11 protein-coding genes are annotated in these 13845 nt (G+C 66.5%); 7 read left to right on the plus strand and 4 right to left on the minus strand.

The genetic code is table 11. The features are described 5' to 3' along the window. Nucleotides 1-237: 237 nt before the first annotated feature. Genes JQ639_RS31085 through JQ639_RS31100 form a run of 4 tightly spaced genes read left to right on the plus strand, consistent with a single transcriptional unit; the run spans nucleotide 238 to nucleotide 4658 of the window. Entirely contained in the window at nucleotides 238-1317 is a 1080-nt protein-coding gene (locus JQ639_RS31085; protein ID WP_371745007.1) for a toxic anion resistance protein, read from the plus strand. 14 nt (nucleotides 1318-1331) lie between these two features. Continuing rightward, nucleotides 1332-2891: a substrate-binding domain-containing protein gene (locus tag JQ639_RS31090; protein WP_249122952.1), complete on the plus strand. Its 1560-nt coding sequence runs from the start codon at nucleotides 1332-1334 to the stop codon at nucleotides 2889-2891. 1 nt (nucleotide 2892) lies between these two features. Continuing rightward, a complete protein-coding gene (locus JQ639_RS31095) occupies nucleotides 2893-3549 on the plus strand; it encodes a 5-bromo-4-chloroindolyl phosphate hydrolysis family protein (protein ID WP_211963665.1) in 657 nt (218 codons plus the stop codon). Next, nucleotides 3549-4658 carry a hypothetical protein gene (locus JQ639_RS31100; RefSeq protein ID WP_211963667.1) on the plus strand — a complete coding sequence of 370 codons (1110 nt, stop codon included), beginning with the start codon at nucleotides 3549-3551 and terminating at the stop codon, nucleotides 4656-4658. Before JQ639_RS31095 ends, JQ639_RS31100 begins: the two co-directional genes overlap by 1 nt. Nucleotides 4659-4704: 46 nt before the next feature. On the opposite strand, the gene JQ639_RS31105 is transcribed toward JQ639_RS31100, so the two are convergent. Beyond that, nucleotides 4705-6012, minus strand: a complete 1308-nt coding sequence (locus tag JQ639_RS31105) for a UDP-glucose dehydrogenase family protein (protein WP_211963677.1) — start codon at nucleotides 6010-6012, stop codon at nucleotides 4705-4707. Nucleotides 6013-6382: 370 nt separating this feature from the next. Between JQ639_RS31105 and JQ639_RS31110 the strand changes: the two genes are divergently transcribed. From JQ639_RS31110 to ahcY, 3 genes are all read left to right on the plus strand, one after another. Then, nucleotides 6383-7732 (plus strand): hypothetical protein, encoded by a 1350-nt coding sequence (locus tag JQ639_RS31110; RefSeq protein ID WP_211963679.1) that lies wholly within the window; start codon nucleotides 6383-6385, stop codon nucleotides 7730-7732. A 56-nt stretch (nucleotides 7733-7788) separates the two neighbouring features. Continuing rightward, nucleotides 7789-8985 carry a methionine adenosyltransferase gene (gene metK / locus JQ639_RS31115; RefSeq protein WP_211963681.1) on the plus strand — a complete coding sequence of 399 codons (1197 nt, stop codon included), beginning with the start codon at nucleotides 7789-7791 and terminating at the stop codon, nucleotides 8983-8985. A gap of 190 nt (nucleotides 8986-9175) precedes the next feature. Further along, the gene (ahcY, locus tag JQ639_RS31120; protein WP_211963683.1) at nucleotides 9176-10579 is read left to right on the plus strand and encodes an adenosylhomocysteinase; all 1404 of its coding nucleotides are present in this window, start codon (nucleotides 9176-9178) and stop codon (nucleotides 10577-10579) included. A 159-nt stretch (nucleotides 10580-10738) separates the two neighbouring features. On the opposite strand, the gene JQ639_RS31125 is transcribed toward ahcY, so the two are convergent. The 3 genes from JQ639_RS31125 to JQ639_RS31135 form a co-directional block, all read right to left on the minus strand. Further along, nucleotides 10739-10915 carry a hypothetical protein gene (locus JQ639_RS31125; RefSeq protein WP_211963685.1) on the minus strand — a complete coding sequence of 59 codons (177 nt, stop codon included), beginning with the start codon at nucleotides 10913-10915 and terminating at the stop codon, nucleotides 10739-10741. A gap of 307 nt (nucleotides 10916-11222) precedes the next feature. Beyond that, the gene (locus JQ639_RS31130) at nucleotides 11223-11927 is read right to left on the minus strand and encodes a fumarylacetoacetate hydrolase family protein (protein WP_211963687.1); all 705 of its coding nucleotides are present in this window, start codon (nucleotides 11925-11927) and stop codon (nucleotides 11223-11225) included. 68 nt (nucleotides 11928-11995) lie between these two features. After that, nucleotides 11996-13822 (minus strand): ABC transporter ATP-binding protein, encoded by a 1827-nt coding sequence (locus tag JQ639_RS31135; RefSeq protein WP_211963689.1) that lies wholly within the window; start codon nucleotides 13820-13822, stop codon nucleotides 11996-11998. Nucleotides 13823-13845 lie beyond the last annotated feature (23 nt).

A 13845-nucleotide genomic window follows, 5' to 3' on the forward strand; every position in this document is an offset into this window, starting at 1 on the left:
ACGGCGGCCTCGCTCCCGCCTTCGAAGACGCCCGGCGTCGCGGAGGCGGCAAAAGCGGCACCCGCGCGACGACCGGATTCGCCTGGAGAAAAGAAGTGAAAGGTCTCGTCGTGGTTGCGGAGGGCTCGCTGGCTGCTCCTACCCGATTGAATTCTCTTCATAAAATGAACGTCATGAAACTGTCATTCTGGCGGTGGGGGCCTCGGTTATGTTGCTGGCCGTTGCTGCGCCGGCAGCATGTCAGTGGGGTCCATCGCGATGAACGAAGCCGTCAATCTTCCGACTGTCACGAGCGATGTCTCGGTGGTCGCACGGATCAAGTCCGAGATCGACATCTCCGACCGTTCGCGCATCGTCACGTTCGGAGACCGCGCGCAGCGTTCGGTCGTCGAGTTCGCGGATCGCATCCTGGCCCAGACCCAGAACCGCGAACTCGGGACGACCGGCAAGCTGTTGTCGGACATTCTCGCCAAGGCGCGCGGGCTCGATCCCGCGGCGCTGCAGGACAGCGGCCTGCTCACCCGCCTGTTCTCGTCGGTGGAAGCCCGCCTGCGGCGTTTCAGCGAGCAGTTCGGCGATGTCGCCTCGCAGATCGATCGCGTCTGTGTCGAACTCGACCGCAACAAGGAGACGCTGCGGCGCGATATCGCGTTGCTCGATGATCTGCACGAGCAGACGAAGTCCGCGCTCGTCGATCTCGACGCCCATATCGCGGCAGGCAAGGGCTTTGCCGAGGAATTCCGCCGCGGCCAGCTTGTCGAGCTGGAACGGGCGGCAAAGACGCAATCGCAGGACAGCGACGCCCTGCTGGCCGCACAGACCTATCAGGATGCGGTGCAGGCGCTCGACCGGCTCGAAAAGCGCGTGTTCTATCTGCAGCAGGCGCGCCAGATCGGCATCCAGCAGCTGCCGCAGATCCGCATCGTCCAGTCCGGCGACGAGACCCTGATCGAGAACCTGCAGGCGACCACCGAGCTCACCATCCCGGTGTGGAAGCAGAAGATGATCCTGCTGCTCGGGCTGAAGCGCCAGGAATCGGCGCTGGCCCTGCAGAAGACCGTGACCGACGCGACCAACGAGATGATGCGCCAGGCATCGGAGATGATGAAGTCGCAGGCGATCGAGATCGAGAAGCAGTCGCAGCGCGGTATCGTCGATATCGAGACGCTGGAAAAGACCAATCGCGACCTGATCGACACCGTCTCCGGCGTGCTGAACGTGCAGGAGCAGGGCCGCAAGAAGCGCGCCGATGCTGAGCAGCGCATGGCGCAGCTCACCGACGAGCTGAAAGACGCCCTGGCCAAGACGCCCGCATGAAGCTGATCTCGCCGATGAAGCTGCTTGTCGTCGCGCTCGGCGCGTGGCTGCTCGCCGCCTGTTCGAAGCCGGTGCCGGAATTCACCATCCTGTCCGGCTCCGAGAACGAGGTTCTCGCGCCGCTGGTGCAGGAGTTCTGCAAGTCGCGCGGCGCGACCTGCACGATCCGGTATCAGGGCTCACTCGACATCGCGCTTGCCCTGAAGTCGGGCAACGACCCGGCGGCCGATGCGGTGTGGCCGGCCGCGTCGATCTGGATCGACATGTTCGATACCCAGCGTCGGGTGAAGTCGGTGCGGTCGATCGCGCAGATGCCGGTCATCCTCGGCGTGCGTCGCTCGCGGGCGCAGGCGCTCGGCTGGGTGGGCGCAAAGGTGAAGGCGAAGGACATTCTCGCCGCGGTCGAGGGCGGCCGCCTGAAATTCCTGATGACCTCGGCGACCCAGTCGAACTCCGGCGCGGCGGCCTATCTCGCCATGCTGGCCGCGGGCATCGGCAAGCCCGACCTGATCGAAGCCGGCGATCTCGACAAGCCCGGCGTCCTCGCGACCGTGCGCGCGCTGCTCAAGGGTGTCGAGCGCACCGCCGGCTCCAGCGGCTGGCTCGCCGATCTCTACCGGGACGGGGAGCGGACCGGTGCCCATTACGCGGCGATGTGGAACTATGAAGCGGTGATCAAGGAGACCAACGACAAGCTGATCGCCGACCGGCAGGAGCCGCTCTATGCCATCTATCCGGAGGATGGCGTCGCGGTCGCCGATTCGCCGCTCGGTTTCGTCGAGCGCGGCCGCGGCAGCGATGTCGAGACCTTCTTCAACGATCTGCAGGCCTTCCTGCTGAAGGACGACTCGCAGGCGCGTATCGCCAGGACGGGGCGCCGGGTCGAGCTCAACCGCGCGGCCCAGCTTCCCGCGGATGCCGCAACCAATGTCGATCCCGGCCGTGCCGTCACCGTGGTTCGCCCGCCGGAGCCGGCGGTGATCCAGAAGGCGCTCGGCCTCTATCAGGAGGCGCTGCGGCGGCCATCGCTGACGGCGCTGTGCCTCGATCTGTCCGGCAGCATGCAGGGCAATGGCGAGAAGCAGCTGCTCGACGCCATGAAATTCCTGTTCACGCCCGCCCGCACCCGCGAGATGCTGGTGCAATGGTCGAAGCAGGACCAGATCGTGGTGCTGCCGTTCAACGACCATGTGCTGTGGACGGCGGGCGCAAGCGGGGACGACAGCGAGCAGGCCGGCCTTCTCGCGCGGGCGCTGGAGCTGCGTGCCGGCGGCGGCACCGACTTCTACACCTGCGGGGCGCGGGCGCTCGACGCCATGAAACAGTCCCTCGACGAGGGGCAGCATCTCGCGGCGATCGTCATCATGACCGATGGCAAGAGCCAGGGCGAGATGGCGACCTTCGAGCGTGCGTGGCGCGCGGATGGTCGGCGCGTCCCTGTCTTCGGCGTCACCTTCGGCGACGATGCCGATCGCAGCCAGCTCGACGCGCTGGCGAGGCTCACCGGCGGCAGGGTTTTCGACGGCACGAAGAACCTGACCGACGCGTTCCGTGCGGTCCGCGGGTACAACTGACATGCCGGCGCTTCCATCTGGCAGCAATTGGGTCGTTGGCGGCGTTGTCGGCGCGATCCTCCTGCCCGTGCTGGCGCTCGGCGCCGCCATGCCGTTCTGGATGGCGGTGCTGATCAGCGCAGTGGCCGGCTGCGGCACTGTCGCCGTCGTGGCGCCGCGCCAGCTGTTCGCGCGGCTCGATGCCAGCGGCGCGGCGCGCGGCAAGATCGAATTCGCGCGCGAGCTGCTGACCGAAGCCGAGCCGCTGACGGCGCGCCTGGAGGAGGCCGCGGCGTCGATCCGCACGCCCAAGATCGCCGCCCATGTCCGCCATCTCGTGACCATCGCGCGGGACATCTTTGCCGCGATCGAGAAGGATCCGCTGCGGGTCGATCGTATCAGGCGCTTCCTGACCTATTACCTGCCGCGCGCGGCCGAGATCGCCGAAGCCTATGATCTCCTCGAGCGTCACCCCATTCCGGATGGCGCGCGGATCGCGGCCACCAGTGAACTGATCGATCGGCTCGACCTTGCCTTCACGCGCTACGCCGCGAGCCTGCAGGATGCCGATCTCGACAAGCTGGATATCGAACTCAAACTGCTGAAGAGCGCCCTCGACGAGGATCTGGGACCGGCATCCGTCGGTGCATCGTCCGGTCAGGGCCAAGGGAGATCCTGATGGCGATGTCGCGCCGAGCCTTCGGTGTCGGGCTGCTGGCCGCGAGTGCCGCGGCGACGGGCGGCTACATCTATCTGCGGGGCCATCCGGAGATCGCCGGGCGCTTTGGCGAGGCGAAGCGGCTGTTCGGCTTCGCCGGCGGCGAGAAGGAGGGTTTCCTCGCCAACGCACGCGTGCGCAACCTGCTCGAACGCCGCTTCGGGCTGGTGCTGGATGCGCGCCGTGCCGGCTCCGTCGAGATGGTGCGCGAGCGCACGCTGCTCGACCAGAAGCCGCAGTTCCTGTGGCCGTCGTCGTCGGTGCTGGTCGAGGTGGCGCGCAGCTCCGGGGTGAAGATCTCGCGCGACCAGGTGATCTTCAATTCGCCGATCGTGCTCTATTCCTGGGACCGCATCGCCGATGGTCTGGTCAAGGCGGGTTTTGCGGAATCCGCCGGCGGGCCACGTTACACCGTCGACCTGCTGAAACTGCTCAAGGCCATCATCGCCGGCCAGTCCTGGGCTGATATCGGCGTGTCCGACCTGTTCGGCCGCGCGCGCGTCGTCTCGACCGATCCCAACCGGTCCAATTCCGGCTTCATGTTCGCGGGTCTCGTCGCCAGCGTGCTGAGCGGCGATCTCGTCATGATCGACACGCTGGGGCGCGTCGACGGCGACGTCGCCACCGTGTTCCGGCGCATGGGCTTCAAGCCGCCGTCGTCGGGCAAGTTGTTCGATGATTATGTCTCGGGGGGCGTCGGCGCCCAGCCGCTGATCGTCGGCTACGAGAACCAGCTCGTCGAGTGGGTGCTGCAGGACGCCGATCGCTGGAAGCGCGTCGAGGCCAACGCACCCGCCAAGCCCGTCATCCTCTATCCGCGGCCGACGGTGTTCTCCGCGCATCCGCTGATCAGCATCAACCGGGAGGCGGACGATCTCATCGATGCGCTGGTAAACGAGAGCGTGCTCGAACTCGCCTGGGAGGATCACGGCTTCCGTGGTCCGCTCGGCACCATCGGCAAGGCGCGCAACGCGCTGCTGCAGTCGCGCCTGATCGACCGTGTCGACGCAGTGCTGCCGATGCCCGATGCGCCGGTGATGCTGGCGCTGCTCGACCGGCTGGCGGCCTAAAGCATTCGCTGTCGGAGACGTGACAGCGTCGTGTGCCGACGCGCGGTTATTTCGGCCGGCCGATGCTCTCATAGGTGAAGCCGTGCTCGGCCATCTCGTCGGGGCGGTAGATGTTGCGCAGGTCGACGATCACCGGATGCGCCATCTCCGCCTTCAGCCGCTTGAGATCGAGGGCGCGGAACTGCTCCCACTCGGTCACGATCACCAGCGCGTCGGCCTTCGCTGCGCAGGCATAGGGGCTGTCGCAGTAGGTGATGGCGGGCAGCTCGAGTCTGGCCTGCTCCATGCCGACCGGATCATAGGCCTGGACATGGGCGCCGAGATCCTCGAGCGCGGTGATCAGCGGGATCGATGGCGCCTCGCGCATGTCGTCGGTGTTCGGCTTGAAGGTGAGGCCGAGCACGCCGATGATCTTGCCGCGCAGGTTGCCGCCGAGCGCGGCCGACACCTTGCGGGCCATCGCGCGCTTGCGGTTGTCATTGACGGCGAGCGCTGCCTCGACGATGCGCAGCGGCACGTCGTGGTCCTGCGCCGTCTTGATCAGCGCGCGGGTGTCCTTGGGAAAGCACGAGCCGCCGAAGCCGGGGCCGGCGTGCAGGAATTTGCCGCCGATGCGGTTGTCGAGGCCGATGCCGCGGGCGATCTCCTGCACGTCGGCGCCGGTGCGCTCGGCGAGATCAGCGATCTCGTTGATGAAGGTGATCTTGGTGGCAAGGAAGGCGTTGGCGGCGTACTTGATCAACTCGGCGGTGCGCCGTCCGGTGTACATGATCGGCGCCTGGTTGAGGTAGAGCGGGCGATAGATCTCGGCGACGACCTTGCGCGCGCGCTCGTCCTCGGTGCCGACGACGATGCGGTCGGGATGCTTGAAGTCGCGGATCGCCGCGCCCTCGCGCAGGAATTCGGGGTTGGATGCGACGACGACATCGGCGGCGGGATTGGTTTCGGCGATGATGCGCTCGACGTCGTCGCCGGTGCCGACCGGCACGGTCGACTTGGTGATGACGACGGTGAAACCCTTGACGTTCTCGGCGATCTCGCGCGCCGCGGCGTGGACGTAGCTGAGATCGGCATGGCCGTCGCCGCGCCGCGACGGCGTGCCGACGGCGATGAACACGGCATCGGCCGCGGCGACGGCGTCGCGCAGGTCGAGGCTGAAGTCGAGGCGGCCGGCGGCGGCGTTGCTCGCCACCAGTTCGTTCAGGCCGGGCTCGTAAATCGGGATCTCGCCGCGCTGCAGCGCGGTGATCTTCGCCGCGTCCTTGTCGATGCAGGTGACCTGATGGCCGAAGTCGGCGAAACAGGCGCCGGACACCAGCCCCACATATCCCGTGCCGATCATTGCGATACGCATGCTGCCGATCCAATCCGTTGCGCTGGCGGGCGCCTTCTAACAGGGGCGGCCCGTCGTGGCGAGGGCCGCAGGCGCGGAGGGGCAGGGGCCTCGCGGGCGGTTTTGTCGCCGCGGGCCGGTCCCCCTGCCGCGCGAACCGGCTATACGTGAGTCCTGTGATTCATTTGCGAACCGCCGCGGCGCCGCCAGGAGGGGAAACTCGCCCCACATGCTCGGGCCCTTGGGCTGTGAGCGACTTGGGCCGCTGGGTGGAATGGGCAGGCGGTCCAAAACCACGGCGGAATCCTGTATCTGGGAGCGCCCCCCGCGGTCCTGACCGTCGCCAAGGAGCCTGCCGCACCGTGATCCCGTCAAAACCGAGACGCTCGCGATGAAAAACGATCCGTTGCTGGCCCAGATCTCCGACTACTGTCGCGAGGCCGGCATCGCCGAATCGACCTTCGGCCGCCTCGCCGTCAACGACGGCAAGCTGGTGTCCCGCCTGCGTGAGGGCAAGCGCATCACCACCGATACGCTGGACCGTATCCGTGCCTTCCTGGGGGAGGGGTTGCCGGGCGGCGCAGCCCCGTTGCCGCCTGAACCGCTGGAGCGGCGCGACCCCCGGGGCAACTTCCGCTTCTTCGAGAATCGCCAGAAGTACCTGTTGTTCGTCCACACCTGCAGCGAGAAGCGGGTGGTGGCCCAGCGGGTGGAACTGGAATTCGCGAGCATCCACCCCCGTCCGCCGGCGTTGCGCGTGTTCGACGCCGGGGTGGGCGATGGAACCGTGCTGGCCCGCGTTATGCGTTCGATGCATAGCCGCTTCCCGCATATGCCGTTCTATGTCGCCGGCAAGGAAATCAGCCTGGAGGACGTCCGCCTTGTGCTGGACAAGCTGCCGGACCGCCTGTTCGAGCATCCGGCCACCGTCTTCGTCCTGACCAACATGCACTATGCCGAGGCGCCCTGGCTGGCGCCGCGCTCGCCGGCGGCGGCCGCCGGCATGATCTGGAAGGAGGTCGCGCTCGGCGGCAACGCCGCCGGCGATTTCGAGGCCCAGATCGCGCAATTGCAGCCATTTCTCGAGGAAAACTGGCGCGCCAGCGTCAGTCCGCGGTCGGGCATGCCGGTCTATGAGCGGCCGATCGCGCTGGTGTTCTTTCGCGAGGACCACCGCTTCCTGCTGGATGCGGTGATCCCCCGGGCCGGCCGGGTGGAGGCCAATTTCGACCTGGTCATTGCGTCGCAGCCCTACCGGGCGAAGTCCTCGGTCAACTTCCGGGCCAAGCGGATCATCGCCCCCCTGGCCCGGGCCCTGCGCCCCGGGGGGCGGCTGATCGGAATTCACTCCTATGGCCACGATCCCGGGATGGAGATCATCGAGACGGTCTGGCCGGGAGAAAATCCTTTCTCCGTGAGCCGTCATGAGCTATTGCGCGCGGTGAAATACGAGCTGGGGACAGCCGGGCGGGATCTTAACTTCAACGCCTATTCGGACGCGCGTTCCATCTTCCGATACGATATGGAAGCATTGCCGAACGAGGTTACCGGTGCGATCGGGAGTTCGACGGCCTTTGCAGCCTGGAACGCGGCGGTGTATGTCGCTCAGATCGAGGACGACCGGTTGACGGAAATGACCCAGAGCGGCCGCTATCTCGAGGCGACCCGGGACGTTCTGCGCCGGCACAACGGCCTGTGGTTCTACGATGAATCCTACGTCATTTCGCGCCGGCGTGACTGACGTTTCATGATCATTCTAAACGGACCGCTGGATGGTCCAGCGGAAGGGGTTTCTTGATGCGCGCATCTTACCTGTTCACCAGCGAGTCGGTGTCGGAAGGTCATCCGGACAAGGTCTGCGATCGGATTTCCGATGAAATCGTCGATCTGTTCTTCCGTGAGGGCCCGAAGGCCGGCATCGACCCCTGGGCGATCCGTGCGGCCTGCGAAACCCTCGCGACCACCAACCAGGTGGTGATCGCGGGCGAGACCCGCGGCCCGTCGACCGTCACCAAGGATTGGATCGCCCACGTCGCCCGCATGGCCATCAAGGACATCGGCTACGAGCAGGACGGCTTCCACTGGGACAAGTGCGACATCAAGGTGCTGCTGCACCCGCAGTCCGCGGACATCGCCCAGGGCGTCGACGCGCTGCAGCCCGGCACCAACAAGGAAGAGGGCGCCGGCGACCAGGGCATCATGTTCGGTTACGCCTGCAACGAGACGCCTGAGCTGATGCCGGCGCCGATCTACTACGCCCACAAGATCCTGCGCCTGATCTCGGAAGCCCGCCACGCCGGCACCGAGGCGGTGCTCGGCCCGGACTCCAAGAGCCAGGTCACCGTGCGCTACGAGAACGGCAAGCCGGTCGGCGTCACCCAGATCGTGGTGTCGCACCAGCATCTCGTCGAGAACCTGACCTCCGCCAAAGTGCGTGAACTGGTCGAGCCCTACGTGCGCAAGGCGCTGCCGGATGGCTGGATCAGCAAGGACACCATCTGGCACGTCAATCCGACCGGCAAGTTCTACATCGGCGGTCCGGACGGCGACGCCGGCCTGACCGGCCGCAAGATCATCGTCGACACCTACGGCGGCGCGGCACCGCACGGTGGCGGCGCGTTCTCCGGCAAGGATCCGACCAAGGTCGACCGTTCGGCGGCCTATGCGGCGCGTTACCTCGCCAAGAACGTCGTGGCGGCCGGTCTCGCCGATCGCTGCACCATCCAGCTGTCCTACGCCATCGGCGTCGCCAAGCCGCTGTCGATCTATGTCGACACCCATGGCACCGGCAAGGTGCAGGAGAGCCAGATCGAGAAGGCGGTCGCCGAGGTCATGGACCTGACGCCGCGCGGCATCCGCAAGCATCTCGATCTCAACAAGCCGATCTACGCCCGCACCTCCGCCTACGGCCACTTCGGCCGTGCGCCGGACGCCGAGGGCGGCTTCTCCTGGGAGAAGACCGATCTGACCGACGCGCTCAAGGGCGCGGTCTGACGCGGCCTCGGTGCGGCTGCCGCGGATACCATCCGCGGCAGGCCACCGCCGGATCGCGTGACTGACGCGATTGAAATGTATCCAAGACAGGAATGAGAGCGCGAACAGCTCTCATTTTCTCCGCATTCGTGTTGCGTGTTCCCCGCAGCTTTTTCGCATGTCCGGGGACATGCCTTTCAAGGGACCCTCCATGAGCACCGCCGACTACATCGTCAAGGACATCAGCCTCGCCGCGTTCGGCCGCAAGGAAATCGATCTCGCCGAAACCGAGATGCCGGGCCTGATGGCGACCCGCGCCGAGTACGGCCCGTCGCAGCCGCTGAAGGGCGCGCGCATCGCCGGCTCGCTGCACATGACGATCCAGACCGCGGTGCTGATCGAGACGCTGAAGGCGCTCGGCGCCGACGTGCGCTGGGTGTCCTGCAACATCTACTCGACCCAGGATCACGCCGCGGCGGCGATCGCGGCGGCCGGCATTCCGGTGTTCGCCTACAAGGGCGAGACCCTGACCGAGTACTGGGACTACACCGCCAAGCTGTTCGACTGGCACGGCGGCGGCCTGCCGAACATGATCCTCGACGACGGCGGCGACGCCACCATGTTCGTGCACCTCGGCCTGCGTGCGGAGAACGGCGACACCGCATTCCTCGACAAGCCCGAGAGCGAAGAGGAAGAAGTGTTCTTCGCGCTGCTCAAGAAGAAGCTGGCCGAGAAGCCGAAGGGCTGGTTCGCCGAGCTCGCCAAGAGCATCAAGGGCGTGTCGGAAGAGACCACCACGGGCGTCAATCGCCTGTACCAGCTCGCCGCCGCCGGCAAGCTGCTGTTCCCGGCGATCAACGTCAACGACAGCGTGACCAAGTCGAAGTTCGACAACCTCTATGGTTGCCGTGAATCGCTGGTCGACGCCATCCGCCGCGGCACCGACGTCATGATGTCGGGCAAGGTCGCGTTCGTCGCCGGCTTCGGCGACGTCGGCAAGGGCTCGGCGGCGTCGCTGCGCCAGGCCGGCTGCCGCGTGCTGGTGTCCGAAGTTGATCCGATCTGCGCGCTGCAGGCGGCGATGGAAGGCTACGAGGTCGTCACCATCGAGGACGCGCTGCCGCGCGCCGACATCTACGTCACCGCGACCGGCAACAAGGACATCATCACCGTCGACCACATGCGCGGCATGAAGGACCGGGCGATCGTCTGCAACATCGGCCACTTCGACAACGAGATCCAGGTCGCGGGCCTTCGCAACCTGAAGTGGACCAACATCAAGCCGCAGGTTGACGAGATCGAGTTCCCGAAGGGCAACCGCATCATCCTGCTGTCGGAAGGCCGCCTGGTGAACCTCGGCAACGCCATGGGCCATCCGTCGTTCGTGATGTCGGCGTCGTTCACCAACCAGACGATCGCGCAGATCGAGCTGTGGACCAACCCCGGCAAGTACGAGAAGAAGGTCTACACGCTGCCCAAGCACCTCGACGAGAAGGTCGCGATGCTGCACCTCGCCAAGATCGGCGTGAAGCTCACCAAGCTGCGTCCGGACCAGGCGGCCTATATCGGCGTCACGCCGGAAGGCCCGTTCAAGTCGGATCACTATCGTTACTGATCGCGTGCGGCCATCGGCCGCGCGAGCGCCGCGCACAATGAAAAAGCCCCGGATCGCTCCGGGGCTTTTTTGCATCGATCAGGCCGGACGTGTTGTTCCCCGGCGCCCGGCCGGTGGTCGGTGACGACCCCGATCACCCGCGATGCTGGTCGGCGTCCATCAATTGTCCATTCGTCGTCCCGCGGCGCGCTGCTGGATGCTCTCCAGCGCCTGCGATACCTCGAGGCTGGCCATCGAGAGCAGGTAGGCGGCCATCCGCTGATCGAGCTTCTCGGCGAGCTGCATGGTGGATGCGATCCTGTTGCCGAGTTCTTTGAGTTCCTTCTGTGATTGCATTCGGAACCACCGCGTTGTGGTGCAGGAAGTGTGATGCGAAACATGTGCCTCAAGGAGCGAACTCCCGGGCAGGAAGACGCGGCGCGCGAACGTCGCCCGGCGCGTCCCCAAGCCGGTTGTCGAAGGCGGCGGACTATGTGACCCACCCCCCAGAGTCTGCCACTAGCCAGTTCTGGTTATTGACGTTCAAGCGTTGGCCATCGTAGCCCATGTTTCGGACGCCTGTATCCAAGCACCGTGCAGCAGACGGCAAAACGGCCCCCGAAGGGGCCGTTGGACAGCTGGGTGGGATGGCCCGGGACCGTGTTCAGGCAGCCTCGCCGATCGCGATCTTGAGATTGCCGATGCCGTCGATGCCGCACTCGACCCGGTCGCCGGGGGACAGTGCAGCGACGCCGGCGGGCGTTCCGGTCATGATGATGTCACCGGCGCCGAGCGAGACCTGCAGCGACAGGCGGGAAATGATCTCGGCGACATTCCAGATCATCTCGGAGAGGTCGCCCTTCTGCCGCTCGCTGCCGTTGACCGACAGCCAGATCCGGCCGCTGGTCGGGTGGCTGATCTCGCTCGCCGGCCGCAGCGCGCCGCAGGGCGCGGAGAGGTCGAACGACTTGCCGATCTCCCAGGGCTGCTCCTTCTTGCGCGACGCCATCTGCAGGTCGCGCCGGGTCAGATCGATGCCGACCGCGTAGCCGTAGACGTGATCGAGCGCCTGGGCAGGGGTGATGTTGAGGCCACCGCTCTTGAGCGCCACCACCAGCTCGACCTCGTGCTGGAAGTCCTTGGTCAGCGTTGGGTAGGGGATGATCGCGCCGTTCGGGGCCAGCATGTCGGCATGTTTGGCGAAGAAGAACGGCGGCTGGCGCTCGTCATTGCCGAGTTCGCGGATGTGCTCGAGGTAGTTGCGGCCGACGCACCAGATCCGGCGGACCGGGAAGGTCTTGTCGAGGCCGGCGACCGGCAGCACGGGCGTGGCGGTGGGGGGAATGACGAAGGAAGCGCTGGTCGACATGATTGGGGTCCGCTGGCTGGGCGACAGGAATGAGCGGCGCAGGCCTGCGGGCCGGCGCCGGCCCCAATTTAGGCGGAGGCCGCCACCGGCGCCAGCGGCGCCGCTTCACGATGCTGCAAGCGGAAGAACGAGGCATAGCGGCCGCCCCGGCGCAACAGGTCGTCGTGCTGGCCGGATTCGACGATGCGCCCGCCCTCGACCACCAGGATCGCGTCGGCATGCATGATCGTGTGCAGGCGGTGGGCGATGACCAGCGTGGTGCGGTTCTGGCACAGATGCGTGATGGCTTCCTGCACCTGCCGCTCGGACTCCGAATCCAGCGCCGCGGTGGCCTCGTCGAGCAGGATCAGCGGCGCGTCCTTGAGCAGCGCGCGGGCGATCGCCACGCGCTGGCGCTGGCCGCCGGAGAGCTGGGTGCCGTGCTCGCCGACCGGGGTGTCGTAGCCCTGCGGGAAGCCCATGATGAAATCATGGGCGCAGGCGGCGCGCGCCGCGGCGATGACGTCGGCCTCCGACGCACCGAGGCGGCCGAACGCGATGTTCTCGCGGATGGTGCCGCGGAACAGATAGACGTCCTGGCCGACATAGGCGGTCTGCTGGCGCAGCGAGCGCCGCGAGATGGTGGCGATGTCCTGGCCGTCGATCACGATCTGGCCGCTGTTCGCCTCATAGAGCCGCAGCAGCAGCGCCAGCACCGTCGACTTGCCGCCGCCGGACGGGCCGACCAGCGCGGTGACCTTGCCGGGCTCGGCGGTGAGGCTCATGTGGTCGAGCACGACCTCGTCCGGGCGGTATGCGAAGCTGACGTCGCGCAGCTCGACGCGGGCCTGCGTCAGCTTGAGCGCCGGCTTGTCGCTGTCGTCGGGCTCGGTCGCCGGGCTGTCGACGATCTCCAGCAGCTTGCTGGCGCCGATCAGGTTGCTGTTGAGGTCGATGTTGAGGCGCGCAAGGCGCTTGGCCGGCTCGTAGGCGAGCAGGAACGCAGTGACGAACGAGAAGAACTGGCCGGGCGTCGAGCCCTTCACCACCACGCCATAGCCGCCATAGATCAGCGCGCCGGCGATGGCGAAGCCGCCGAGCATCTCCATCAGCGGGCTGGAGCGGTTGGAGACGCGGGCCATCTTGTTGGCGTTGCGTTCGACCGCGCTGATGTTGGCGTCGATGCGCGCGCGCATGGTGTCTTCGAGGGTGAACGCCTTCACCGTGCGGATGCCCTGCAACGATTCCTGCATGGTTTCCAGGATGTCGTTGGTGTTGGCGAACTGGGTGTGCGCGAGGTTGCGCACCCGCCGCACCAGCTTGCGCAGCACGATGATCGCCGGCGGCGCTACCACGAGGCCGAACAGCGACATGATCGGGTCCTGCATCAGCATGACGACGACGAGGCCGATGAGCGACAGCAGGTCGCGGCCGAGCGCGGTGATCAAAAGGCTCAGCACCTGCGTCACCGAGGTCGCGCCGGCGGTGAGGCGTCCCAGGAATTCGGAGGAGTGGCGGTCGGAGAAGAAGCCGATGCTCTCGCTCATCAGCTTGCTGAACAGCCGGCGCTGGTTGGTGGCGACGATGGCGTTGCTGATCTGCGACAGGATCACCGACTGGCCGTAGGTCGCCGCGCCCTTGGCGGTGAACAGCGCCATGGTGACCAGCGACAGTGTCAGGATGGCGTGGAAGTCGCGCGCGACATAGGCGGCGTTGATGACCTCGCCGAGCAGATAGGCGGACCCGGCGGTGCTGGCCGCCACCACGGCCATCATGCCAAACGCCACGAGGTAGCGCCGCCAGTACGTGAGGCCCTGTTCGGTCACCAGGCGGCGGATCAGGACGGCAGCGCCATACGGATCGTCCGTAATCTTTCTCGGCGGCTTGGTCTGGTTCTTGGCAGCAGTATCGGTCATCCGCGGTCCGTCGAGGGCATGGG

Origin of the sequence: Bradyrhizobium sp. U87765 SZCCT0048 (assembly GCF_018131225.1) — a bacterium.
Taxonomy (GTDB): domain Bacteria; phylum Pseudomonadota; class Alphaproteobacteria; order Rhizobiales; family Xanthobacteraceae; genus Bradyrhizobium_A.